This is a genomic window from Neglectibacter sp. CSJ-5 (genome assembly GCF_032490475.1).
Classification (GTDB): domain Bacteria; phylum Bacillota; class Clostridia; order Oscillospirales; family Acutalibacteraceae; genus Hominenteromicrobium; species Hominenteromicrobium mulieris.
In genome coordinates this window covers 240487-266431 of record NZ_JAVYJC010000002.1, presented here as the reverse complement: position 1 = coordinate 266431, position 25945 = coordinate 240487, and the positions used below count along the sequence as shown (strand labels likewise).

The window sequence follows — 25945 nt, the reverse complement described above, 5'->3', positions numbered from 1 at the left end:
TTATTTCTCCGTAGCAAAAATATCGTATTTTTCGTATTCGTCAAGGTCATAAGAAGGCTTATGCGCACCCTCGCGGCGGGCTTCGGCGGCAATTCTTTCATCCACGGCTTCTTTCAAGGTATGGATACCCGCGTTGTGCCACGATTCCAAAATGGCGTTGATGTATTTCATGTTGACCTTGCCGGTGTTATCCACACAGCGGTTATAGGCTTCGTTTAGAAGCTCATCGGGCATGCGCCACTCGAACACCCATCTGTGAGCAAACTGACTCTCGTTTTTGCTGGGTGCGCGGCGGGAGGTGATGCCGAACGCATTTTCACAGCGCTTCCATGCGATGGCGGTCTCGTCGAGCTCGCGCAGCTTTTCCTCCGCGGCGGCGATGCTTAAAATGTTGGAATCTGCCCAGTTGCGCACGGTGGATTCGATGTAGCTCGTGTTTGCGCGGCCAATCTTATTCGCGTAGGCGATAAGCATTAAAATGACTTCGCATGGCAGGCCGTAATCTTCGTGCGCCTGAATGAGCGTGCCGGAAAGCGCGGGGGAAAGCGTTTTGCCGAGCAGGTTCTGCGCTTCCTCTACAAGGCGGCGAATCTCCGGGGAGGACTCTACGCGCTCCGAGATATAAAGCCCGTCCGGGCGCAGCATACGCTTCGGCGCGGTGGGGCGCTGCGGCTGTGTTGGAGCGGCCTTCGGCTGCGGTGCGACGGGCGTGGGGCTCTCCACGTGATTCGGCGTAAGGGCGGTATCAAGCGGGGTGTCAACACTGCAAATGAGGCCGCTTTTCATCCAGAAGCCGAGCGCGGTATCGACACGCTGCGGGGTGATGCCGAGCGCGGCTGCAAGATCCTCCGCTGCATACGGCCGCCCGTTATGGCGCAGAAGCCACAGCATGACCTTGAGCTGATCTCCGTCCGCCTCCTTGATATATCGATCTACAAGCGCGTTCGGCACGGCGAAAACCGCGCTCCATGCGCCGAGCTCCAGCTTATAACCCATGAAAAGCCGCCCTTTCCCATCCTGAATTTCTGTATGTATCATTGTACCACACATTGTGCGTGGTTACAACCGTAAACCGCCCGGTGTAGGCGGATTTTGTCCGCACGAAATTTTTTTAAAAGAAAATTCGCGATAGGGGTTGACTTTACGGAGAAAATTCGGTATAATAATCAACGTTGTAAAACCCAATATGCTGATGTGGCTCAATGGCAGAGCAGTTCACTCGTAATGAACAGGTTGTCAGTTCGATTCTGACCATCAGCTCCAGAAACCCGGTACTGTTTGTATCGGGTTTTTTGTTATCTGCAAAGCCTTGCACAGGGGCGTTTTTTGTGGTATTCTTGAAAAAAAGGAGTGTGATCCATGCGCAGCGATGAATTTATCGATTTATATAAACAGCTGGAGGATGAGCTTGAGGTGAAGTTCAGCACCGCAAAGCAACGGCGGTATTCCAGCGTGGTTTTTGAATACATCAACCATTATGAAAGCGCGCCTGTGCGCGAGACGTTGAATCTCTGCCGGGAAATCCGCAATTTGATGACGCACAATGCGAACCTCGGCGGCGAGCCGATCGTGGAGCCGAGCGAGCCGGTGGTGGAAGCACTGCGGGAGGCGCTCGACTACGTTTGCCGTCCGCCGCTTGCACTCGACTTTGCGACAAAAGGCAGCAGCATTCGCTGTGCAAGGCTTTCTTCGCGCGTTTTAAATTTGATGGAAAGCATGGACAAGAGCGGCTTTTCGCACATTCCGGTTATAGAAAAAGAGAAATTTCTCGGTGTATTCAGCGTGTCCACAATCTTTTCGTGCATTTTGCGTGACCCAACCTTGCGCATCACGAAGGAAACGACGCTTTCACAGCTTGGAAAAATGCTGGCCGTAGAAAAGCACGTGGAAAACTTTGCGTTTGTCGATGAGAAAACGACCTGCATTGAGGCGCGGCGTATGTTTGAGAAGATACGTGGTCGCAACAAACGCCTTTCGGTCATTTTCATCACGAAGACGGGGAGCCGGGATGAGCCGTTGCTCGGAATGCTGACGCCATGGGACGTGATGCAGGATATTCGGCACACAGATGAAGACCCGGAAAGCCCGCGTAAAAAGAACAAAAGAGACGCTAAAACTGAATTTACTCCATAAGAAAACGACACCGCACGGGAAAAGACTTCATCATGCGGTGCCGTTTTATTCTATGTTTTAGTTGTCGGAGGGGAAGCGGATGTTCGCGAGCTTGCGGATTCCTTCCATATAGACGGAAACGTCGTAAGCGAGGGCGGAGCACTGCTCGTATTCCGCGCGGGAAGCTTCGGGCTCTGTAATATAACGGTAAAAATCCTTCGCTTCGTAGCCCATCAGCTTGAATTTTTCTTCTTCGCCGCAAACTTCCTCCACGGTGCCGTTGTTATAACGGATGGAGATGTTGGCGAGTTTTGAGATGGACTCCACGGATACAGTGCCGTTTGTGCCCTGAAAATCCGTGTTCGCGCCGGCCTGACCGACCTTGGAGAACACGAGGTTCACGAGTTTATCCGGGTACTGCATGGCGACAATGTCGCTGCCGTCTGCGCCGGACGCCAATAAATGCGACACGGCGAGCGTGTTCTGCGGTTTGCCGAACAGATACAGTGCGGGATAGACGCAATAAACGCCGAGATCCATCAAAGCGCCGGTCTCGAGCGCGGGGTTAAAGATATTCGGCAGGCTGCCCGCAAGGTACGCATCGTACTTTGAAGAGCGCTGGCAGAAATCAATCTTCGCCATAGAGATATCGCCGATCTTCTTTAAGGCTTCTTCCAAAAGCTTTCTCTGCGGCAGGTGCATGAACATGATGGCTTCAAGGTAGATGAGCCCGCGTTCTTTTGCAAGCGCCTGCAGCTCTGCCACGTCTTTTGCGTGGGCGGAAAGCGGCTTTTCACAAATGACGTGCTTGCCGTGCTCCAGAAAAACACGTGCCTGCTCAATATGCAGTTTGTTCGGGCTTGCGATATACACAGCGTCGATTTTGTCCGTTGCGGCCATTTCTTCGAGGTCGGTAAAGACGGTTTTAACGCCGTAAGGCGCGGCAAAAGCCAGACCTTTTTCTTTTGTGCGAGAGTAAACGGCGGTGAGCTGCCACAGACCGCTGTCCAAAGCGCCGTCTACGTAGCTGTTCGCGATCCAGCCGGTGCCGATCGTTCCAAATCGCAGCATAGTTTCAGATTCCTTTTCCATTATTCAACGAGCTCTGCGATGGTCTTGACGATCTCGACGATGGTCTCCATCTCTTCCAGAACGGCAAATTCGTTTCTGCCGTGCGCAAGCTCGCCGCCGGTGCAGAGGTTCGGGCAGGGCAGACCCATAAAGGACAGGCGTGCGCCGTCTGTGCCGCCGCGAATGGGGGTGGTGACCGGCTCTACGCCGTTTTTGCGCATGGCGGCGCGGGCAACGTCGAGGATTTCCTGATGCGGCAGGATCATTTCTTTCATGTTGGAGTATGTGTCCTTCAGTGTGACCTTGACGAGCTCTAAGCCGTACTTGCGGTTGATGAACTCGGCCGCGAGGTTGAATTTATCCTTTCTCGCTTCCAGAAGGTCGCGGTCGTGGTCGCGGATGATGTAGTGCAGGTGAGCGTGCTCTACGTCGCCCTCCATGTTGTTGAGATGCGCAAAGCCTTCGTAGCCCTCGGTGTTTTCCGGCACTTCGCGGCTCGGCAGCAGGGAAGCGAACTCCATGGCGACACGACTTGCGTTGATCATCTTGTTCTTTGCGCTGCCCGGATGCACGCTTCTGCCGGTAATCTCCACATCGGCGGAGGTGCCGTTGAAGTTTTCATAATCGAGGCCGCCAAGCTCGCCGCCGTCGAGCGTGTAGGCGAAATCGCAGCCGAAGCCCTTGACGTCGAACTTATTCGGGCCTGCGCCGATCTCCTCGTCCGGGGTAAATGCGATATGGATTTCGCCGTGAGGGAGGTTGTTTTTGATAATGTCTTCCGCAGCCTGCATGATCTCGGCTACGCCTGCCTTGTCGTCTGCGCCGAGCAAGGTGGTACCGTCGGTAACGATAAGCGTTTTACCCTTGAATTTTTTGAGAATCGGGAAATTTTCAACATCGGTGACGATGCCGAGCTCTTTGTTGAGGACAATGTCTTCGCCGTCGTAATTTTCAATGACGCGGGCTTTGACGTTTGCGCCGGAGACTTCTTCTGCGGTATCCATGTGCGCGATGAAGCCGATGACGTTCTTCTTTTCGCAGTTTGCGGGAATGGTGCCGTAAACATAACCCCACTCGTCCATGTGTGCGTCTTCGATGCCCATGGCGACCATTTCATCGGCAAGGTGCTGTGCGAGCAGCTTTTGCTTCATGGTGGAGGGCATGGTGGTGCTGGAGGAATCGGACTGGGTGTCGTAGCTTACGTAATCCAGAAATTTTTCTTTAACGGACATTTTCAATCACTCCTTAAGTTCTTGTGCAGCTATGCAGGACACAGATGCGCAAAATTCATTTTCATTGTACACCTTTCTAAGTTGTATTGCAAGCGGGGGAACAAAAAAGCTCTGTTTTCTTTGTCCGTGCTAAAATGATATGACTCGAAAAAGAAGAGAAGTTAATTTCAAAGTGGTATAACATGTGATACGACATCTCTCGTTAGGGACATAAGAAAAGGCTCCGTGCCGAAAAGACACGAAGCCCAAACTTTAAATCAGATTTTTAGATATGAGGGGAATCAGACCTCAGCCCAATACTTCTTGAGGTTTGCAAGGCCGATGCGCAGTGCATCAAAGACCGGCTCCATGCCCTCGAACTCGATGGAGATGCAGTCGTCATAGCCTGCACGCTTCAGCTGATACATGCACTGCTTAATCGGTACATTGCCGTGGCCGACAATGGTGCCGCGCAGGTACTTGCCGCCGCGGGAACGGAAGCTGCCTTCGCCCGGATCAGCATCCGTGAACGGCTTTACGATGAAGTCCTTTGCATGGACATAGTACGCATACGGCGCAACTCTTGTAAATGCGGAAGCCGGGTCCTCATCTGCGCAGAGGAAGTTGCCCATATCGGTGAGGAGACCGAAGTTTTTGTTGTCGACCGCTGCGTAGAGCTTCTCGACACGCTCGGAATCCTGCACATAGAAGCCGTGGTTTTCGACCATGGTGCGGATGCCGAACTGTGCAGCGTACTCCGTGATTTCCTTGCAGGCCTTTGCAAGGCGCGGGAGCATCGTATCAAACGGGCAGAAGTCACCGGAGTTGCGTGCATAGCCAATGGCTGCGTCGTGGCGCATACGGGTGACGCCGAGGACGTGTGCGATGTCGATGTAATCCTTTACGCGAGCAATCTCCTTATCGAGGTCGCCGTCGCTGCCGGTGATGAAGTCGCAGCTCATGACGAGTGCGGAAATCTCAAGGCCGACGCGCTCGCATTCCTTGCGGAGCTCTTCGGCGTGGGCAAGACGCTCTTCCTTGGTGCCGGTGCCGAAATCGGTGAAATCGACAAACTCAATGGCATCAAAGCCGAGTTCCTTGGTCTTCGCAATCAGCTCAAACGGAGTAGCCTCGCCGGAGCGGATCTTCTGCATGTAGCTGTACATACTGACGGAAAATTTCATGTGGGTCAATCCTTTCAATACAATCCTTTTTTATTAAAACGTCTCTTTTGACGTTTTGTGCGAATTTAGTCGCCGAAGGAAATGCCGATCTCACGGGCTGCGAGGATTTCTTCGCAATCGACCGGGACGGTTTTCAGCTTGCCTGCGACCTCGCTGAGCGGCACCGGGACGATCTTGCCGTTGACAAGGCCGACCATGTTGCCGTAGTTCTTCTCGCGGATGAGCCTTGCGGCTGCCGCGCCGAAGCGTGTGGAGAGCACGCGGTCGTAGGCGCACGGGCTGCCGCCGCGCTGGAAATGACCCGGTACGCAGACACGAATCTCGTTATCCACACGGGAGGCAAGCTCGTCCGCAAGGCGGTACACGATGGACGGGTACTTCATTTCGGCACGCGCCTTTTTGAAGTCCTTCTTCTTCATGGCGGCTTCTTCCTTGGATAGCGCGCCCTCGGCTACGGCGAGAATGGAGAACTTCTTGCCGTTTGCGATTCTATTATCCAATGTTTTTGCGATTTTGTCAATATCATACGGGATCTCCGGCAGCAAAATCACATCTGCGCCGCCCGCGATGCCGGCATAAAGCGGCAGCCAGCCGACCTTGTGACCCATGATCTCCACACAGAAAATGCGGCCGTGGGAGGTGGCGGTGGTGTGAATGCAGTCGAGGACATTCGTCGCAATCTCCACAGAGCTGTGGAAGCCAAATGTCATATCGGTGCCCCAGACGTCGTTGTCGATGGTCTTTGGCAGGGAGACGACATTGAGGCCTTCCTCGCGCAGAAGGTTTGCGGTTTTCTGTGTACCGTTGCCACCGAGGATGACGAGGCAGTCGAGCTTCATCTTCTTGTAGTTATCCTTCATGTTCTTGACTTTATCGACGCTGTTTTCATCGATGACGCGCATGAGCTTAAACGGCTGGCGGGAGGTACCCAAAATGGTACCGCCGAGCGTTAAGATGCCGGAGAAATCTTCCGGTTTCATCAGCTTGTATTCGCCGAAAATAAGACCTTTATAGCCGTCTTTGATGCCGTAAATCTCTACGTCGTTGCCGAATTCTTCGTAAAGCGACTTTGCAACGCCGCGAATGGAGGCGTTGAGGCCCTGACAGTCGCCGCCGCTTGTTAAAATACCGATTCTTTTCATCGTTCCTCAACCTTTCGTTGTGGTGTGCGGACAGCAAAACGCGCCGAAGTCCGCTCAATTTATTCTATTATAATCTTTTATTTACAACTATGCAAGCTTTATTCTTCCGCGGAGTGAATCGGGATCAAAACGCTGTCCTTTTCGATGGACTGCAGCTCTTTCAGACGCGCCTGTGCTTCGTGGTAGAATGTAAGCTGCGAGCTGATTTTCTTCTTGCCGCGCAGGTCAACGTGCTCGTAGCTTGTATCACTCTGCATGAAACGTGCGTTTGTGGTGTCGCTCAGCATGGTATCGAGAATGCCGAAGGCGCGGGCCTTCTGTGTTTCGTCCTCGATGGGGAAAACAAGTTCCACGCGGCGGTCGAGATTGCGGGGCATCCAGTCCGCGCTGCCCATGTAAATGCGCGGGTTGCCGGCATTTTCAAAGCGGAAGATACGGCTGTGCTCCAGAAGCTGACCGACAATGCTCATGACAGTGATGTTCTCGCTGACGCCTTCGATGCCCGGAATGAGGCAGCAGATGCCGCGCACGATAAGCTGCACGCGCACACCGGCCTTGGAGGCTTCATAGAGAAGCTCGATGATCTTCGGGTCAACGAGGGAGTTGACTTTGACCGTGATGCCGCTGGGCAAACCCTTTTTGGCGTTTTCGGTCTCCTGACGGATCATGTACTCAAAGAAGCTGCGCATGCCGTGCGGCGCAACGATGAAGTGCTTGTACTCCGGCGGACGGGAATAGCCGGTGATGACATTGAAAAGGGAGGACGCGTCTGCGCCGAACTGCTCGTTGCAGGTGAACAGGCCAAGGTCGGTATAAATTTTCGCGGTGGAGTCGTTGTAGTTGCCGGTGCCGAGGTGCAGGTAGCGGCGGATGCCGTCTTCCTCGCGGCGGACAACAAGCGCGATTTTACAGTGGGTCTTGAGGCCGGTCAGACCGTAAATGACGTGGCAGCCGGCTTTTTCGAGCTTCTTTGCCCAGTTGATGTTGTTTTCTTCGTCAAAGCGCGCTTTCAGCTCGACAAGCACCGTGACTTGTTTGCCGTTTTCGGCGGCTTTGATGAGCGACGCGATGATGGGCGAGTTGCCGCTGACGCGGTAGAGTGTCTGCTTGATGGCGAGTACGTTTTCGTCTTCTGCGGCTTGTGCGATGAACTGCACGACACAGTCGAATGTCTCATATGGATGGTGAACAAGGCGGTCGCCCTCACGGATGGCCCTGAAAATATCGGTGTAGCCGAAGAAATCGCCCGGGGGTGTGGTGGGACGAATGGGCGCAAAACAGAGCTTTTCGCAGCCCGGGATATTTGCAAATTTCGAGAAGAACGTGAGGTCAATGGGTCCCTGCACCTCGTAGATGCCGCTTTCATTGATGTTCAGCGCTTTTATGAGAAATTTGCGGGTATCTTCATCGGTGTGCTGCAAGAGCTCCAAGCGCACGGGACGGCCGCGCTTACGACGCTTGATGGACTTTTCAATCTCATACATAAAGTCGTCCGCTTCTTCGTCGATGGTGAGATCAGAGTTGCGTGTGATGCGGAACGGGCACACGGCTTTAATCTCGTGCAGTTCGAAAAGCTCCTCAAGATAATCGGTGATGATGTCCTCGAGCAGGATGAAGCAGCGTGTATCGCCGTCTGCGGGCAGCTCCGTAAAGCGCGGCAGAATGGACGGCACCTGCACGACGGCAAAGCACTTTTCACCCTTGTTTTCCTTGGAAGAAAGGCGCACGGCGAGGTTCAGACTTTTATTTGCGAGCATCGGGAACGGACGGCTGCTGTCTACGGCGAGCGGCGTCAGCACGGGGAACAGCACGCGATGAAAATACTCGTCCGTAAAGGCTCTTTGCTCGTGCGTGAGCTTTTCCGGTGTGCGGAACTCGATTTCCGCCTGCTTTTTGAGGACCGGCAAAATAGAGCGGTATAGGCAGGAATACTGCTTTTCCATAAAGGCGTGCGTTTTTTTATCGAGCGCCGAGAGAAGCTCCTTCGGTGTCATGCCGGAATCATCCGGCTTTGTGTAGTTTGAGGCGATCTGGCTTTTTACACCGGCCACGCGCACCATGAAGAATTCATCAAGGTTGGAGCCGGTGATGGCAAGGAAGCGCAAACGCTCCATGAGGGGGTTATCTTTCTTTTGGGCTTCTTCCAAAACGCGCGCGTTGAAGTCCATCCAGCTCAGCTCGCGGTTATAATAGTAATTCTTTTTATCAGACATGGTTTCCGTCCTTTCGTTATTTCAGCAGCTCGCTTTTGATTTGCAGCTCGGGGCTGAGACCGAATACTTCCTTAAAGAGACCGGCGCATTCCTCAAACGCCCATTTTTCGAGCAGGGCACTGCCGGAAGCGACGGCTTTGATCTCCAGCTTTTCGTTTGTAATGCGGATTTTACTGATGCGCAGCTTACGGCGCTTCGATTTATCGAGCGCGTTTGCAAGGCGGAAGATGGCAACGAGCTTTAAGATTTCCAAACGGCGTTCTTCCGTCATCGGGATTGCACCTGCATCGGCAACATTCGGCATGGTGAACTCATCGCTGCCGGCGACGAATGCCGTGAGCAGAATTTGTTCGTGCGTGAGGCCGAAAATGTCGAGATCTTTAATGAGGTCGAATGAGCACCGGTTCGGCATGCGCACGTTGATGTATTGACCGCAGCTGTGCAGAATGGACGCGAGCTGCAAAATGATTTTTTTGTCACTTGACAGACCGTGCAGGTTTTTGAATTTGTCGAAAAGCGTGCATGCAAACTCTGAAATAGCGTCGGAATGTGCGCCGTGGCAGTTGTATTTTGCCGCGATGCGTTTTGCGGAAACAATGGCGCTTTCGTTTGTTTGCGCAATGTATTCTTTTTGCGCGCCCGGCACGAGCATATGGCGTGTGATGGCATCGCAAATATCGATATCCGGGCAAATGATCTTCTGCACGCCGTCCGAAAGGCGCAGCATGCCGGTATATATAGAAAGCGCTGTGTAGAGAATTTCGGCAAGCTCCTCGGAAATGTTGTAGCGGCGCGCGATGGCAGAATGGGACATCATGCGGATTTCCTTATACGCCGCGTGCATTTTCTTTGCAGAGATGGTGTAAAGGTCGCCGCTTTTTTCGGCGCCGCACACGGAGGCGACAAGCTCCAGATCGGAACCCGTCAAAATGATGCTGCGAATGTCTTTTTTCGGAATATCGACGCGGTTTAAAATGATGTCGAGATATTCTTCGACCGCGGGGTAAAAATCGTCGCACTCGCGGCTGAGCGCACCGAGGGCATCGTGCAGCTTTAAGGAGCCGATGGGGATGTTCTGCGAGGTGCAGATTGCCTTGCCGTCGTACAGCGCAACACCGATGCTGCCCGTGCCGACATACGCGATGAGCGCGTCTTTCATCTCGATCTTGCTTTCTTCTTTTAAAAGCCGGATAATCTCGGAGCAGATGAGCGCTTTTTCTTCGCTGTATTCCAGAATTTCCAAGTGCAGATTGTTGTGAATTTTGAGTTGATCGATGACGAACGAGCGGTTTTCCGCCTCGCGCATCACGGTGGAGGAGACCACGCGCACGTTTTTGCAGTTGTAACCCTCCAGCGCCGTTGTGAATTTTGTGAGGATAGAGGAGAGTTGACGCAGGCTTTCAAAGCTGATGCGTCCCGTGGTGAAGACCTCGTGGCCGAAGAACACAGGGTATTCGAGAGAATCCAGCATTTCAATCTCGCCGTGCTTTAACTGCGAAACACGCATGCGCACCGCACTGGAGCCGATCTCGATGACCGCAGCCGGCCCGCTCGAAAGTTTTTTATTCAATATGAGCACCGCCTTTCAATGTAGAGCAACTAAATCGGAGCGCCGCCGAAAGCGGGCCCGCAAGAATTCTTGAGATATTTACTTTATTATAGCAAACCCGAGAGGAAAAAGCACCCTGTTTTCGCCGAATTTTACATAAAATATACGTGAGCCATACAATCGAATAAAAAAGATACAACCTGCTATATAGTTTTAATATATAAATGTGCAAATATTTCGCACAATATTGCCTAAAAGAGAATAAAATGAAATTTTTTTGAAAAAACACTTGCATTTTTGAAAGACATGCGCTATAATAATACCCGTCGCTTGGAGAGGTATTCTAATGGTAAGGAGCCACATTGGAAATGTGGTGTGCCGCAAGGCATTGTGCGTTCGAGTCGCATCCTCTCCGCCAGTACCCGGATAACGGAAGTTATCCGGGTTTTTCTTTTATCCGCATTGCTTTTTGGTAACGTAGACTATATACTATTATACAGTATGGAAGATACAAGAGCAATGTGTCCGAACGTTGGAATTTGGAGGAGTACACATGACATACGAAAATCCGATCTTACCGGGTTTTTACCCGGACCCGAGCATTTGCCGCGTAGGTGAAGACTATTATCTTGTCAACAGTTCATTTGAGTTTTTTCCGGGCGTGCCGCTTTGGCATAGCCGTGACCTGCTGCATTGGGAGCAGCTTGGCTATGTTTTGACGCGCGAAAGCCAGTTGCCGCTGGTGGACTGCCGCACCTCCGGCGGTATTTTTGCGCCGACGATACGCTACCACGACGGCCGATTCTATATGATCACGACGAATGTGACAGGCGGCGGCAATTTTTTTGTGTGGACAGATGACATCCGCGGCGAGTGGTCCGACCCGATCTGGATCGACCATCAGGGCATTGACCCGTCTTTGTTCTGGGATGCGGACGGCAAGGTGTATTACACCGGTACACATACGGACGAAAACGGCAACAACTGCATCGGACAGTTTGAGATTGATCTTGAGACCGGCGCAAAGCTGAGCGAGACAAAGTGCATTTGGTACGGTACCGGCGGTAAATGTCCGGAGGGACCGCACATGTACCACATCGGCAATTGGTATTACTTGATGATTGCCGAGGGCGGTACGGAGTACGGCCACATGGAGACCATTGCGCGCAGTAGAAGCGTGTGGGGCCCGTTCGAATCTTGTCCGCACAACCCAATCCTCACGCACCGTAATGCACACCGCGTGGAGTTTCAGGCGCTCGGACATGCCGACCTTGTAGAGACGCCGGAGAGCAAATGGTGGATGGTATTTCACGGCATTCGCCCGTCTGTTTTCATGCTGCATCACACCGGCCGCGAGACGATGATTGCACCGGTTACATGGGATGAGAACGGCTGGCCGGTCGTATACGGTGGCAAGGAGATTCAGCCCATCATGACGGCAGAGGGCGAAGGAGACGTGCGTGTTGCGCGCAGTTGGCACGATGATTTCAACACAGCTGCACCTGCATCGCGCTGGAGCTATCTGCGCACACCCGACCGCACGAAGTATACATTTGATAAGAGCGGCGTTACACTGCGCGGCAGCGAGGCGACGCTCGACGAGCTGAAGACGGTCACATTCTTCGGTGTGCGCCAACAGCAGTTTGGTTTGAACTATACGACCGAAATGACGCTTTCCGGCGACGGCAAAGCGGGCATGACGGTTTTCCACACGAACGAGCACCACTATGAGCTGTTTGCCGAGCGTAAAAACGGCGGTATGGAGGTCACGCTGTGTCGCCGCGTGGTTGATATGCGGATCGAGAGCGAGCCTGTGTTCTTCCCGGAAACGGTCACGCTGACGCTGTGCATCCAGGCCAACCGCCTGCGCTATACGTTCCTTGCGGGTAAAGCCGGGGAAGAGATGAAAGAGATCGGCACCGGCAGCACGCAGCTGCTTTCCACAGAGTGCATGAACTGCACGTTTACGGGCTGCTTTGTGGGCCTTACGGCGCAGGGGGACTGCGAAGCAAAGTACCGTTATTTTGACGTTTCTGTGCCCGCAAACGAATAAAATTCGAAATAATTAAAAAAACACTTGCTTTTTCCACCGGTTTAACGTATAATAAATTTTGTTAAGCCGGTGTGTTGGAATTGGCAGACGAGACGGACTCAAAATCCGTTGATGGCAACATCGTGCGGGTTCGACCCCCGCCACCGGCACCACACTGAGATCCCAAACTTCTTAGAAATGAGAGGTTTGGGATTTTTTATTTTATCCGTCAGTATAAATAAAAGCGGCGCCGAGAAATTTCTTGAAAACAAAATACACGAATGTGAAAAAAGCGCAGTTGGTATGATATGCCCCTTAATACGGGACACTCAGTATTGGGGGGCATATCAGTGTGAGAAACCGAACTGCGCGTTTTTCTGGTTTTAGGGGGTGTGGATTTTTTTTATGGATTTAAAGTGGAGTATAGAAATTTAGCTTTATCTCATAGCGTTGAAACTTTATAAAATACATATAAAAGCAAAGCTTAGATGCGCCTGTGAATTCAAAGAGCAATATTAGGTGAATTTGAGTAATGGAACAAAATATAGGGGGTTAATGTCGAAAAACGCAAAATAATTACACAAATTTGAATCAAATTCCGTCGAATTAGTTAAATTCACTAAAAATATCGGGGGGGGGTCGTGCGTTTGCACATAAATGCTAATGATTTTCTTGTCGAAATATAGTAGAATAAGAATAAATTTGTGCAACTGATTTTCTTCCCTTCGTTGATGGGAAAACGGATGTATTCCTTTTTATATATGGGGTGTTCGCAGATGTGCAGAAAAAGAAAATTTGGAATGGGGAAAACAAGTGGGTAATAACAGAGAAAACGAAACAGAGATTGATCTGCTGCAGCTTGCAAAAGCCCTGTGGCACAAAGCATGGGCCATTGTGCTTGTGACGCTTATCACGGCCGCTATGGCATTTGCGGGCACAAAGCTCTTCATCACACCGCTTTATACGGCGAGCGCTATGATGTATGTGAACAACAGTTCCATTTCCGTCGGAAGCACGCAGGTGAACCTGAGTGACTTAACCGCAGCGCAGAGCCTTGTTGAGACCTATATGGTTATTTTGAAGACCCGCGGCACGCTGGAGGAGGTCATTAAGGAAGCAAATCTGCCGTATGATTACGAGCAGCTTTCCGGTATGATTGAAGCCGGCGCTGTGAACTCCACGGAGGTTTTTTCCATCTCTGTGACGAGCGCGAGTCCGGAAGAAGCTGAGAAGATTGCGAACACGATTGCAGAGCTGCTGCCGAACCGCATTGCGGACATCGTAGAGGGTAGTTCCGTGCGCATCGTTGATTACGCTGTGGTGCCGTCCAAGAAAACTTCGCCGAGTCTTTCTAAAAACACGATGCTCGGTGCAATGCTTGGCTTTGTGTTGAGCTGTGGCGTGTTTACGGTTCTGTATCTTCTGGATGATGTTGTGCACAACGAAGATTACGTACGTGTGACGTTTGACCTGCCGCTGCTGGCTGTGGTGCCGGATCTGACGGAGAAGAATTCGAAAAGCAACTATTACTATTATAGAGATGACAGCAAAGGTGGGAAGGAGGAAACCGCATGAGAAAATATAGGAATGCAGCCTCCGACTACGAGTATGGCGCAATGCTCGGTGAAAACCTAAACTTTGCAGCTTCCGAAGCATACAAGCTTCTGCGTACGAACCTTGACTTTGCGCTTTCCGATGAGCAGAAATGCCGAATTATCGGAATAACGAGTTCTATGCGCGGCGAGGGCAAAAGCACCACCACACTGAACCTCGCGTATTCCATTGCGGAAGCCGGCAAGCTTGTGCTTGTCATTGAGGCGGATATGCGTCTGCCTACGTACACAAAGCGTCTGAACATTCAGACAAAGAAGGGTATTTCCAACCTGCTTGCAGGCCAGTGTACGGGCGCGGATGTGCTCAGCCGCTGCGAGCTGCACAAGAACATGTGGGTAATTTCCGCAGGCGATATTCCGCCGAACCCGTCTGAGCTGCTCGGCTCCGAGCAGATGCGCATTACACTGGATGTGCTGAGTCGTGATTTCGATTATATCCTGTTGGATCTTCCGCCTGTAACGGCTGTTTCCGATCCGCTCGTTGTATCGAAGCTCACGAACGGTATGCTGCTTGTTGTGCGCCAGAATTACGCTACACGCCGTTCAGTCGCAGAAACCGTGCGCCAGCTGCACTTTGCGGAAGCGAAGATCTTGGGCTTCGTGATGACGAACGCAGCGTTGGAGGGAAAGAAAAAATACTATAAAAATTACAATTATGGCTACGGCTACGGTGAGAAAAATAAGACCGGAAAAGAGAAATAACGCATGCTCGATATTCATTCCCATATTCTGCCGAAGATGGATGACGGCAGCAGCAGTGTGGAGGAGAGCCTGAAGCTTTTGCGGACCTCCGCAGAGCAGGGCATCACCGAAATCGCTGCAACGCCGCATTTTTACGCTTCGCAGAACAGTCCGCAGAAATTTTTGGAGCGACGGGCTGCCTGTGCCGCGCGGCTGCAGGAAGCTTTAACGCCGGATTTGCCGCGTGTTTATCTTGGCGCAGAGGTTTGTTACTTTGACGGCGTCAGCCGTATTGACGAATTGGAAGCGCTATGGATACAAAACACGAACATACTGCTGCTTGAAATGCCTTTTGCAAAGTGGAGCCGCCGCATGGCCGATGAAGTGGCCGAGATTCAAAACCGACGGGACACACAGGTGTTATTGGCACACATTGAGCGCTACCTGCCGTTTCACAACAGTGACGCATTGCAGGCGTTGCGGGCGCAGGGCGTGAAAATGCAATGCAACGCTTTGTTCTTTTTAAGCTGGAGGACAAAGCGAAAAGCAGTGAAGATGCTGCAGCGCGGCGAGATTGATGTGCTGGGCTCCGACTGCCACAACATGACTACAAGACCTCCGAGACTCGGAGAAGCAATACAAGTGATTCAAAAGTCCGTTGAGCGCGATGTGTGGCGCGAATTTCAACAAAACCTGCCGGATCTTTCAGGAAAGGGGGAACGCCTGTGAAACAGCGCGCACTGATCATTTTGGTCGCGATACTGGGCGCTACCTGCATTGTGCTCGGTATTTTTCTGCTTCGCGGCGGAAAACAGCCGGAAACGGCAGACCCCACACCAGAAGCCACGGCTACGGTTACACCGACAGCAACGCCGGAAGCGGTATCTTCCGCATCCACAGATTCCGCAGTGCCGTATGTGAGTCCGATTGACTTTGCGTCACTCCAGAAAGAAAACCCGGATATTTACGCTTGGCTGCGCATTCCGGGTACGGAGTTTGATTTTCCGATCTTGCAGCGCGCGGGGGACGATGATTACTACCTGACGCACGACAGCGACGGAAACGATAACTCCATGGGTGCAATCTTTTCCGAAAGCTCTTATAACGACGGAAAAATGGACGACCCCGCTACGGTACTTTACGGACACCAGATGCTTGCCGGCACGATGTTTGGCAAGCTGCAGCAGGTCTATTCCGAATCGAATGCGCTGACGGAGCACGGCGATATCACCGTGTATCTGCCGGAAAAGGAAATGCACTACAAGGTGTTTGCAGCTGTGCCATATGATAACCGCCACATTTTGTACACGTATGATTTCACGAGCAAGCGCCGATACAATGCGTTTTTGAACAGCATTTTCGATGTGCGTGAGATTGGTGCGCAGCACAGTATAGATGTGTCTGTTACTCCAGAGGATAAATTGCTTATCCTGTCCACCTGCCTGCAGGGCAATTCACACAGACGATTTCTCGTCGTCGCAAAATGCGTCGATGAGGTCGAATAATAAATGGTGTATAATCACCCATTTAGGAAAGGAAGTTTTAACATGAAGAAAATCGTAGTAATCTTATCGGCAATCCTGCTGGTAGTTGCTCTTGCTGTGCCGTCTTTTGCTGCTGGCTTTACCCCTAGCGTTGAGCAGAAGGGTGCACCGACAGTTGTTTCCGCAACGGATGCCGACGGTAACGCGTTTGCAGACGGCGAAGTTATTGTAACTCCGGTTTCCGCTGCAGACAGCGCTGATGCGGCTATTGCAGACGGCTTGAAGGCTGCTTACGAGCAGATTAAGGCTGCTGCAACGCTCACCGACATCGCACCGTCCATCGGCGATTACCTGAAGGAGATCAGCAGCGAGGCTTCTGTTGAAGATCTCGTTGTTCGTGACCTGTTCGACGTTTCCGTCACGGGTGCCGCAGCAGAGAGTGGCTCTGTCACCGTTCGCTTCAATCTGGGTCTTTCCCAGTCTGCAACGCTGATCGTTCTGCACAACTATGAGGGCTCCAACTGGGAGATTATCCCGAAGGATCGCGTAAAGCAGAATGCTGACGGTACGGTCGACGTAACGTTTGACAGCTTCTCCCCGGTCGCTTTTGTTGTAGACAAGCAGGAAACTGCTGACACAACGACGCTGAGCACCAATGCTCCGTCTTCTCCGCAGACCAGTGACAATGGCGTTCTGCGTGTAGCAGGCGTTGCTGCTCTGGGCCTCGGATGTGCAGCTGTGATCGGCTCTGTTGTTGCTTCTAAGAAGCGTAAGGGCTAATTTATGAAGCTGCGGGTAAATATGCGCGTCTTAAAAGGCATGGCAATCGGGTTATCCGTCCTCATGCTTTTGATGACAGCTGCTCTTTTACTCCGGAATTTGGATGAAAATCAGGGACAGGATACTGCCCCTGATGTTTCCTCAAACGCAGAGGGAAGCAGTTCCTCTGCGCTTGAGGAAGCCGGAGATACGCGGGAGCTGACGTATTATAACGGCGGGTGGTATGCACGCCGCAATGATCTTGAGACCGTACTGCTGATGGGTCTCGATAAATATGCGGAGACAGAAGAAAGCAACTATTTAAATAATGAACAGTCTGACTTTCTGATGCTGCTTGTGATTAACAAAGAGACCGGCGCTTGCACGCCGATCCAGCTGAACCGCGATACGATGACGAAGATTCAGATCTTGGGCGTTCGAGGCGATGTGGCCGGTACATTTACCGGTCAGCTTGCGTTGGCGCATACATACGGTTCGGGTGAGCGGGACAGCTGTCTAAACACGGCAGAGGCTGTTTCCAATCTGCTGTATGGCGTTGGTATTGACCACTACATCTCCATTACAATGGATGGTGTGGCAATTTTAAATGATCTGGTCGGTGGCGTCGAGGTGGAAGTGATGGATGATTTTTCCTCCATTGACTCAACGCTTGTACAAGGCGAGACCGTAACATTAATGGGTAATCATGCACTAACTTATGTGCGCACACGTGGCGGGCTAGAGGATAGCTCTAATCTGCACAGAATGGAGCGCCAGCGCCAGTACCTTATAGCACTGCAAAAGAAGCTAACCGAAAAAGCCGACAGCGATGCGTGGTTCGCTACGAATGCGATTCTGCAGGTCAGCGATTATCTTACTTCCGACTGCACAGCTGAAAAGCTTTCTAAAATCGCGGACTTACTCAGTAAAAGCGATGTTTCCGAGATCCGCACCATAGACGGTGAAGCCAAGGTAGGGCAGGAATACATGGAATTCTATCCCGATGAAGACGCCTTGCAGGCGCTTGTGATGAATGTTTTTTATGAAAAAGTGAAAAAGTGATATTTTAGAATAATTGAGGGATTTGATATTGAACTAATAAAGGAGAGGTTTCATGTCCAAGTTCAAACACGATTTACTTTTGCGGCTGATTAAGCTTTGGAATCTGAAAAATGAATAAAGGGGAAAGAACGTATGTATAGAAAAGATTCTACAGGATGGATAAAGCATGTGGATTTTATCATCTTGGACTTGATTTGCTTGCAGGTGGCGTTCGTTCTGGCGTATGCGTTAAGCGGATACGGAGCTAATCCATATCAGCTAATTCTTTACAGGAATATGGCTGTCTTTATGGAAGTAGCAGATTTGGTAGTGCTGTTTGCAATGGGAACATTAAAAAACGTTTTGAAAAGAGGGTATTATAAAGATTTTGTTGTAACTGCACAGCATGGAGTAATTCTTGGAGCATGTTTATTGCTTTATTTGTTTATGCTTCAGGAAGGACATGAATATTCCAGACTGGCATTGATACTGAATATCGTTATCTATATTCTACTTACTTATCTGGTACGAGAGCTGTGGAAACATTTGCTTAGAAAGGAAATGGAAGATGGTGAAAATCGTTCCTTGCTTCTTGTTGTTTCAGCAGATGTAGTGAGTGCAGTAGTAGAGAGCATGAAAGAGCATAATTATGCCCGGTATAAGATTGCTGGAATTGCTGTTATAGATAAGGAAATGACAGGAAAGTATATTAATGGTGTGAAAGTAGTGGCAAATATGGAAAATGCTGCCGAATATGTCTGCAAAGAATGGATTGATGAAGTTCTGATTGTGACATCCGGTGCAGTTCCATATCCAAAAGAACTGATTGAGCAGTTTACGGAAACCGGAGTAACAGTACATCTAAATCTTGCAAAGGTACAAAGCGTGCCGGGGAAAAAGCAGTTTGTAGAAAAAGTCGGAGATTATACAGTACTGACTACCAGTATTAACTATGCATCTACAAGAGATTTGATGCTGAAACGTCTGGTGGATATTGCCGGAGGTTTGGTAGGATGCTTGATTACTGGAATCTTGTTTATATTTGTTGCTCCAGCAATTTACATAGCATCACCAGGACCGATTTTCTTTGCACAGGAACGTGTAGGAAAGAATGGAAAGAGATTTAAAATGTATAAGTTCCGAAGCATGTATATGGATGCAGAAGAACGTAAGGCTGAACTGATGAAAGATAACAAACTGGGTGATGAAAAGATGTTCAAATTGGATTTTGACCCACGAGTTATTGGAAATAAGATTCTTCCAGATGGAACACATAAGACTGGTATTGGGGAATTTATCAGAAGAACAAGCATTGACGAATTTCCGCAGTTTTTTAACGTGTTGAAAGGTGATATGTCAATAATTGGAACCAGGCCACCTTTGATTTCAGAAACAAATTTTTATGAGCTACACCATCGTGCAAGACTTGCGATTAAGCCAGGAATAACCGGTATGTGGCAGGTAAGCGGACGAAGTGATATTACCGATTTTGAAGAAGTAGTTCGTCTTGATAAAGAGTATATCACAAATTGGAAGATTGGGCTAGATATAAAAATATTTTTTAAAACAATAATGGTAGTTCTGAAAAAAGATGGCTCTATGTAAAAAAATATGTGCTTTGATCTTTGAAAGGTTGGGGCACAGGAAAATGGATAAGTTATAAGTATAAATATCGGATAGAAATTAGAATACATACAAAAGCGGAGAGATAAAAATGTAAAAAAATTATACGATCGCGGTTGCTGGAACTGGGGCTAGAGATATAATACGCGGCTGTCATAATAGGGGGTACGGCAGAGAATGAAAGGCTCCGCTACCCGAAGTTCATATTTTCTTACCCGAAGAATGAACGATTGATCTTTTTGGGTGGCAGAAATGCTGCACAGGAAGAAATCTCGACCATGAGGGTGGGGTGACAGCCAGCGGACAGGTGTACGAGCCTATCCGCTTTTTGTGTTAGCTGAAATATAGATGAAGAAACTGAGTGGGATTGTGGGAAAGATTTATGAGTAAGAAATTTGCGATTGCGATGTTCGGACAGAAGCGATTATCGAGAGAAGGCGGAGTAGAGATCGTTGTCAAAGAGCTCTGCACCCGAATGGCACAGAATGGCTGTGACGTAACCTGCTACAACAGAGCAGGCCATCATGTGAGCGGTGCAGAGTATGACAAAACAATTGAATATGATGGTATCCGTCAAAAGGTTGTTCCGACCATTGAGAAGAAGGGACTTGCAGCGGTAAGCTCTTCCTTTTTCGCAGCACTTTGTAGTGCATTTGGAAGATACGATGTGGTGCACATCCACGCCGAAGGACCGGCGTTCTTTGCATGTCTGCCGAAGATGTTTGGGAAAAGAGTTGTTGTTACCGTCCATGGCATTGATTGGCAGCGCGAGAAATGGCAATCAGGACTTGGTTCTAAGTTTATCCACCAAGGCGAAAAAAATGCTGCGAAATATGCGGACGAGGTCATTGTTCTGAGCAAAGGAGTGCAGGACTATTTTAAGGAAACTTATGGAAGAGAAACGCACTTTATCCCTAATGGCGTGAACAGGCCACAGATTCGGGAAGCAAGTCTGATTACAGATAAGTTCGGGCTGAAAAAAGACTCATACATATTGTTCCTCGGTCGTCTGGTGCCGGAGAAGGGGATTCGATATCTGGTTGAGGCCTTCAAGAATGCCAAGACAGATAAAAAAATGGTCATTGCAGGTGGCTCCAGTGATACGGATTCCTTTATGGAGAAATTGAAAGAACTGGCGAAGGGTGACGATCGGATTCTCTTTACCGGGTTTGTGCAGGGAGCAATGCTGGATGAACTATACAGCAACGCTTACATCTACACGCTGCCGTCTGATTTGGAAGGAATGCCATTAAGTCTGCTGGAGGCAATGAGCTACGGCAACTGCTGTCTGGTATCCGATATTCCAGAATGTGCAGAGGTTGTGGAAGATAAGGCATTAATTTTCCAAAAGTCGAATGTAGAGGACTTGCAAGAAAAATTGCAAGATGCCTGTGACCATCCTGAAATGGTTATGAAAATGAAGAAGCAGGCAGCTGACTTTATCTGCGAGAAATATAACTGGGATGAAGTTGTAAAGGAAACGATGAAACTGTACAGGAGAAAATAATAGATGAGAGTATTGATAATAAATAATCTCCTCTAACCGAACGCAGGTAGTGAGATGTACATAGTGAAAACACTAGAAAAATGGCGTATTTACGGCACTTTTCAAGAGATGGGTAAGGCTGTGAGAGCAGTTTTTATCTCGCTACCTGGGTTCAGCAACAGCAGATGATTTTATCATAAGAACTTTCAGTATCACTACCTGCGTTTGTATGGAGCAGTCTGGTTTATGAACAACATATTGGAAGTGCTTCATCTGAACAGAGGTAGTGAAATAGAACATAGAATAAGGAGAAATACAACGTGAGGACGCTGATTTTGAATAAATTTCTGCACCGAAACGGCGGAAGTGAGACATATATATTCAAATTGGGTGAGGCACTGGAGCAGCATGGACATGAGGTTCAGTACTTCGGAATGGAGCACGAAGGCCGCTGCGTAGGCAACCGGGTCAATGCTTATACATCTGATATGGACTTCCACGGTGGCAGCAAACTGAGCAAGCTGACCTACCCGATCAAGACCATCTACAGTAAGGAAGCACGGGTGCAGCTGAGAAAAGTTCTGGACGACTTCCAGCCGGATGTCTGTCACCTGAACAACTTTAATTACCAACTGACACCTTCCATCATCTTGGAAATCGTGAAGTGGCGTAAGGAGACCGGAAGAGATTGTAAGATCATCTTCACGGCACATGACTACCAGTTGGTCTGCCCGAACCACATGCTGAACAATCCGAATACGCACCAGAACTGTGAGAAGTGCCTCGGCGGCCATTTCGTGAACTGCATGAAAGGCAAGTGCATCCACGGTTCCACGGCGAAGTCGGTTATCGGCATGATGGAGGCTGAGTTCTGGAAGTGGAAGGGCACCTACAAGTACATTGACACTATGATCTGCTGCTCGGAGTTCATGAAGAGCAAGATGGACAGCAATCCGCTGTTTGCAAAAAAGACGGTGGCAATGCACAACTTTATCGATAAGGTGGAGTGGAAAGAGACTCCGAAGAAGGATTACGTCCTCTACTTCGGTCGCTTCTCTGAGGAAAAGGGTATCGGCACACTCATCAAGGTCTGCAAGGAGCTGCCGGATGTGCAGTTCATCTTCGCCGGTACTGGTCCGCTGGAAGATAAGGTGAATGGTGTAAGCAACATCAAGAACGTTGGATTCCAGAAAGGTGAAGCACTGGAAAAGCTGATCCGTGAGGCACGGTTCTCCATTTACCCTTCTGAGTGGTATGAGAACTGCCCGTTCTCCGTGATGGAATCCCAGATGTACGGCACGCCGGTGCTGGGAGCGAACATCGGCGGTATCCCAGAACTGATTCAGGTTGGCAAGACCGGCGAGCTGTTCGAGAGTGGTAATGCTGAAGATCTGAAGAAGAAGATCGAGAAGCTCTGGGGTGATAAGAAGCTGTGCGAGCAGTATAGCAAGAACTGTAAGGACATCAGCTTCGATACTATTGATGAATATTACGAGAAAACTATGAAGGTGTATTGCGGAGAGAATAAACAAGGATGAGTGAAAGAAAAATTGCGAGTAATCATTATCCAGGGCTAGATGTGGTTCGTGTTATAGCGATAGCGGGCATTGTTCTAATGCATGTGCTTGCAAATGGGAATTACGATCTAAGCGGATTTTTATTCGAAAAAGTTATCGGAACGGCGGGCAATTTTACCATTCTGTTCATGATGGTAAGTGCCTTTGGAATGTGTTGCGGATATTATGAGAAATTCAAAGCAGATACAATTAATATAGAAACATTCTACAAACGCCGATATGAAAAACTATGGCCGTTCTTTGCTTTGCTCTGCATCTTGGATGTGGTGATTTCTCCAAGTGCGAATAGTGTATACGAAATTTTTGCAAATCTTACAATGTTGCAGGGATTACTGCCAAACCCACAGATTTCTGTTGTAGGCGTGAGTTGGACTTTGGCAGTGATATTTGTTTTTTACTTGTTATTTCCATTTTTCTGCTTTTTGCTGTTTTCAAAGAAAAGAGCATGGTTTGGTTTTATTATTGCTGGAATTTATAACATTCTCTGTCAGTTGTACTTTTTTGATGAGCAACATGTACTGGGAAATTTTATGGAGAGAGAAAACATCCTGTACAGTGCGATATTTTTCATGGCGGGTGGCCTGATTTATCTTTATCGAGATGAGTTGGAGCGGCTGAAGAATAATAGAATTGTTGCAGTTATAATTCTCGCGATAACGGCTAGTGCATATTATTCTCTAAGTCAAAATGACTTGGTTATGGCCGTTTTTTCTGTGGCAATTATTATCTTTGCGATAACTACTGACGGAAAGCTAGGAGAAAACAAGCTGATAAAAAAGCTTAGTTCTATTAGTTTCGAGGTTTACTTGAGCCATATGATGATTTATCGAGTTTTGGAGAAGTTGAAGATAAATCACATGTTTGGATTAAATGCCATTTCATATGGCGTAACGGCGGTTTTAACACTTACTGGAGCGATTGCCTTTTCTTACATCACAAAAGTGGTACTAGAGAAATTTATTATATGTATGAAAGAGAGAGTTAATCATGTCTGAAGAAAAGAAGTTAAATGGTACGGTCATCGTTACTTATCGTTGCAACGCTCGTTGCTCTATGTGCAACCGTTATAAAGCACCTTCCAAACCGGAGGAAGAGATTAGCATCGAGACCATCAAGAAGCTGCCGAAGATGTATTTCACGAACATCACTGGCGGCGAACCGTTTATTCGCACTGACCTGAAGGATATCGTGCGTGAGCTGTACAAAAAGTCTGACCGTATCGTCATTTCGACTAACGGTTTCTTCACAGATCGTATCGTTGACCTGTGTAAGGAGTTCCCGCAGATTGGTATCCGTATTTCCATCGAGGGTCTGGAGCAGACCAACAATGAAATCCGTGGCCTGCAGAACGGCTACCAGCGTGGTTACGGTACGCTGAAGAAGCTGCGTGAGATGGGCATGAAAGACGTTGGATTCGGTATGACGGTTCAGGATAAGAATGCTCCGGATCTGGTTCCTTTGTACAAGATTTCCAACGAGATGGGTATGGAGTTCGCAACCGCTTCCCTGCATAACAGCTTCTACTTTGTTGAGGCAAAGAACATTATCCATGACCGTCCTATGGTTGCTAAGAACTTTGAGAATCTGGTCAACGAACTGCTCCGCAGCAACAGTCCGAAGAAGTGGTTCCGTGCTTACTTCAACCACGGTCTGATTAACTACATCTACGGCCAGAAGCGTCTGCTGCCTTGCGACATGAGCTTTGATACCTTCTTCATCGATCCGTATGGCGATGTCATGCCTTGTAATGGTACCAAGGACAAGGAAGTCATGGGCAACCTGAACAATCAGACTTGGGATGAGCTGTGGAACAGCCCGGAGGCTGAGAAGGTTCGTGCAAAGGTTCGTTGCTGTGACCGTGACTGCTGGATGATCGGTTCTGTTTCTCCGGCTATGCACAAGTACATCTGGAAGCCGGCTACTTGGGTTTTGGTTCACAAGTTCAAGGCTCTGTTCACCAAGCATCCGTACAGCATGTACGAACTGAAAATCTGCCGCGATTATCGTGATGGCAAAGTTACTAAAGAGGATTTGGACAAGTGCAGCACCTGCGATATGAACTGTGTAATCAATAACGGCCTGAGTGAGGCAAGTAAAGAGCAACTGAAGCATAAGACCGGCGAGGAAATCGTGGATGCTGATATTGCACAGCAGATGGAGACGAAGTGATGGATGGCCGATTGGATAGGACGACTACGAATTGCTGTAAAGGAATTGCGGCAATAATTATCATGTTGCACCACATATCTTTTCGAGTATCAAATTTACCTGTGTATGTGAAACCGATTTGGTACATTGCATTTCCAATAGTGGGGTTCTTCTTCTTTATGTCAGGCTATGGCTTGACCTGTGGGTTACTGCAAAAGAAGAATTATCTTCAAGGGTTTCTGTCCAAAAGGCTTTTGAACATTATTGCTCCCTATGTGATAGTCGCAATCACCTGGATAGGGCTAGAAATTATCTGGGGGGGCAGACACCTGTAAGAGCAATCGCTGAAGCATTTACAATTCGATACATCCAGCCACTTTGGTTTATATGGGTGATAATAGCTGCATATATAATGTTTTATGCGGTGTTTCGGCACACAGAAATCAATGTTGGAACATATTGGTTTACGAGTATAACAATTGCCTATATTTTGATCAGTGCTTTTGTTAATCCACGTGATGAAATGTATGCGTCCATTATTGGCATGCCTCTTGGAATTCTGTGGGCGGTATATGAGAGAAAAATAGATTCTTATTTTGAAATCTGTTATTTGAGGAAAGAAATTGTTGCGACTGCAGCTTTTGTGATTTTGTTTATCGGAAGACTTGTTTTAAGTGTGGCGGGTTTTGATAATCAGTTGTTTCAGTCGGTTCTTCGGAATATTATCACGATAGCATTTATTGTTCCTCTGATTGAATTATTGAAAAAAGTGAAGATACAGAAAAGATTTCTGATTTGGTTAGGAACAATATCTTATGAAATTTATATCATCCATCCGTTTATTCTTTATTTCTTTGAAAAGGAGACGACGGAAGGAAAACAAGTAGATAACTTGCAAATTATATTGTGGACGATTGGGCTAACCCTACTTCTGTCAAGTGTGTTGAAGGTTGTCCAGGATAATTTAGTTAGAAAAGTGAGATCATAAAATGACAGTAACAGTTTTAACCCCTACCTTT

Annotated in this window: 22 protein-coding genes and 3 tRNA genes; 18 read left to right on the top strand and 7 right to left on the bottom strand. The window is 48.9% G+C overall.

The window, feature by feature from the left end:
• Positions 1–996, bottom strand: a complete 996-nt coding sequence (locus tag R2K26_RS05330; protein ID WP_316519104.1) for a DnaD domain protein — start codon at positions 994–996, stop codon at positions 1–3.
• Positions 997–1188: 192 nt separating this feature from the next.
• On the opposite strand from R2K26_RS05330, the gene R2K26_RS05325 reads away from it, so the two are divergent.
• Positions 1189–1263, top strand: a tRNA-Thr gene (locus tag R2K26_RS05325).
• Positions 1264–1359: 96 nt separating this feature from the next.
• On the top strand, positions 1360–2133 hold the full coding sequence (locus R2K26_RS05320; RefSeq protein WP_316519103.1) for a CBS domain-containing protein: 774 nt from the start codon (positions 1360–1362) through the stop codon (positions 2131–2133).
• 57 nt (positions 2134–2190) lie between these two features.
• Here R2K26_RS05320 and R2K26_RS05315 read toward each other — a convergent pair whose 3' ends face one another.
• From R2K26_RS05315 to R2K26_RS05290, 6 genes are all read right to left on the bottom strand, one after another.
• Positions 2191–3183 (bottom strand): Gfo/Idh/MocA family oxidoreductase, encoded by a 993-nt coding sequence (locus R2K26_RS05315; RefSeq protein WP_316519102.1) that lies wholly within the window; start codon positions 3181–3183, stop codon positions 2191–2193.
• Between the two features lie 20 nt (positions 3184–3203).
• The gene (gene pepT, locus R2K26_RS05310; RefSeq protein WP_316519101.1) at positions 3204–4415 is read right to left on the bottom strand and encodes a peptidase T; all 1212 of its coding nucleotides are present in this window, start codon (positions 4413–4415) and stop codon (positions 3204–3206) included.
• Between the two features lie 281 nt (positions 4416–4696).
• The gene (locus tag R2K26_RS05305) at positions 4697–5578 is read right to left on the bottom strand and encodes a sugar phosphate isomerase/epimerase (protein ID WP_316519100.1); all 882 of its coding nucleotides are present in this window, start codon (positions 5576–5578) and stop codon (positions 4697–4699) included.
• A 65-nt stretch (positions 5579–5643) separates the two neighbouring features.
• Positions 5644–6720, bottom strand: coding sequence for an ATP-dependent 6-phosphofructokinase (locus tag R2K26_RS05300; RefSeq protein ID WP_316519099.1), 1077 nt, complete (start codon positions 6718–6720; stop codon positions 5644–5646).
• 98 nt (positions 6721–6818) lie between these two features.
• Complete coding sequence (locus R2K26_RS05295) at positions 6819–8933, bottom strand: RNA degradosome polyphosphate kinase (protein WP_316519098.1); 2115 nt, start codon at positions 8931–8933, stop codon at positions 6819–6821.
• Positions 8934–8949: 16 nt separating this feature from the next.
• Positions 8950–10503, bottom strand: coding sequence for a phosphatase (locus R2K26_RS05290; RefSeq protein WP_316519097.1), 1554 nt, complete (start codon positions 10501–10503; stop codon positions 8950–8952).
• A gap of 311 nt (positions 10504–10814) precedes the next feature.
• On the opposite strand from R2K26_RS05290, the gene R2K26_RS05285 reads away from it, so the two are divergent.
• The 16 genes from R2K26_RS05285 (at position 10815) to R2K26_RS05215 (ending at position 25914) form a co-directional block, all read left to right on the top strand.
• Positions 10815–10900, top strand: a tRNA-Ser gene (locus R2K26_RS05285).
• 135 nt (positions 10901–11035) lie between these two features.
• Positions 11036–12535: a glycoside hydrolase family 43 protein gene (locus tag R2K26_RS05280; protein WP_316519096.1), complete on the top strand. Its 1500-nt coding sequence runs from the start codon at positions 11036–11038 to the stop codon at positions 12533–12535.
• Between the two features lie 65 nt (positions 12536–12600).
• Positions 12601–12687, top strand: a tRNA-Leu gene (locus R2K26_RS05275).
• A 640-nt stretch (positions 12688–13327) separates the two neighbouring features.
• Positions 13328–14089 carry a Wzz/FepE/Etk N-terminal domain-containing protein gene (locus tag R2K26_RS05270; protein WP_316519095.1) on the top strand — a complete coding sequence of 254 codons (762 nt, stop codon included), beginning with the start codon at positions 13328–13330 and terminating at the stop codon, positions 14087–14089.
• A complete protein-coding gene (locus tag R2K26_RS05265) occupies positions 14086–14829 on the top strand; it encodes a CpsD/CapB family tyrosine-protein kinase (protein ID WP_316519094.1) in 744 nt (247 codons plus the stop codon). Before R2K26_RS05270 ends, R2K26_RS05265 begins: the two co-directional genes overlap by 4 nt.
• 3 nt (positions 14830–14832) lie before the next feature.
• Positions 14833–15537 carry a CpsB/CapC family capsule biosynthesis tyrosine phosphatase gene (locus R2K26_RS05260; protein WP_316519093.1) on the top strand — a complete coding sequence of 235 codons (705 nt, stop codon included), beginning with the start codon at positions 14833–14835 and terminating at the stop codon, positions 15535–15537.
• Positions 15534–16313, top strand: a complete 780-nt coding sequence (locus R2K26_RS05255) for a class B sortase (protein WP_316519092.1) — start codon at positions 15534–15536, stop codon at positions 16311–16313. Before R2K26_RS05260 ends, R2K26_RS05255 begins: the two co-directional genes overlap by 4 nt.
• A 42-nt stretch (positions 16314–16355) precedes the next feature.
• Positions 16356–17072 (top strand): hypothetical protein, encoded by a 717-nt coding sequence (locus R2K26_RS05250; protein WP_316519091.1) that lies wholly within the window; start codon positions 16356–16358, stop codon positions 17070–17072.
• A gap of 3 nt (positions 17073–17075) precedes the next feature.
• Positions 17076–18113, top strand: coding sequence for an LCP family protein (locus tag R2K26_RS05245; RefSeq protein WP_316519090.1), 1038 nt, complete (start codon positions 17076–17078; stop codon positions 18111–18113).
• A gap of 132 nt (positions 18114–18245) precedes the next feature.
• On the top strand, positions 18246–19697 hold the full coding sequence (locus tag R2K26_RS05240; RefSeq protein ID WP_316519089.1) for a sugar transferase: 1452 nt from the start codon (positions 18246–18248) through the stop codon (positions 19695–19697).
• 400 nt (positions 19698–20097) lie between these two features.
• Positions 20098–21222 (top strand): glycosyltransferase family 4 protein, encoded by a 1125-nt coding sequence (locus tag R2K26_RS05235; RefSeq protein ID WP_316519088.1) that lies wholly within the window; start codon positions 20098–20100, stop codon positions 21220–21222.
• 314 nt (positions 21223–21536) lie between these two features.
• Complete coding sequence (locus tag R2K26_RS05230; RefSeq protein WP_396897223.1) at positions 21537–22739, top strand: glycosyltransferase; 1203 nt, start codon at positions 21537–21539, stop codon at positions 22737–22739.
• Positions 22736–23773 carry an acyltransferase gene (locus R2K26_RS05225; protein ID WP_316519086.1) on the top strand — a complete coding sequence of 346 codons (1038 nt, stop codon included), beginning with the start codon at positions 22736–22738 and terminating at the stop codon, positions 23771–23773. Before R2K26_RS05230 ends, R2K26_RS05225 begins: the two co-directional genes overlap by 4 nt.
• Complete coding sequence (locus R2K26_RS05220) at positions 23766–24947, top strand: radical SAM protein (RefSeq protein WP_118587473.1); 1182 nt, start codon at positions 23766–23768, stop codon at positions 24945–24947. Before R2K26_RS05225 ends, R2K26_RS05220 begins: the two co-directional genes overlap by 8 nt.
• The gene (locus R2K26_RS15440; protein ID WP_396897222.1) at positions 24947–25261 is read left to right on the top strand and encodes an acyltransferase family protein; all 315 of its coding nucleotides are present in this window, start codon (positions 24947–24949) and stop codon (positions 25259–25261) included. The genes R2K26_RS05220 and R2K26_RS15440 overlap by 1 nt, the downstream gene beginning before the upstream one ends.
• The gene (locus R2K26_RS05215; protein WP_396897227.1) at positions 25219–25914 is read left to right on the top strand and encodes an acyltransferase family protein; all 696 of its coding nucleotides are present in this window, start codon (positions 25219–25221) and stop codon (positions 25912–25914) included. The genes R2K26_RS15440 and R2K26_RS05215 overlap by 43 nt, the downstream gene beginning before the upstream one ends.
• Positions 25915–25945 lie beyond the last annotated feature (31 nt).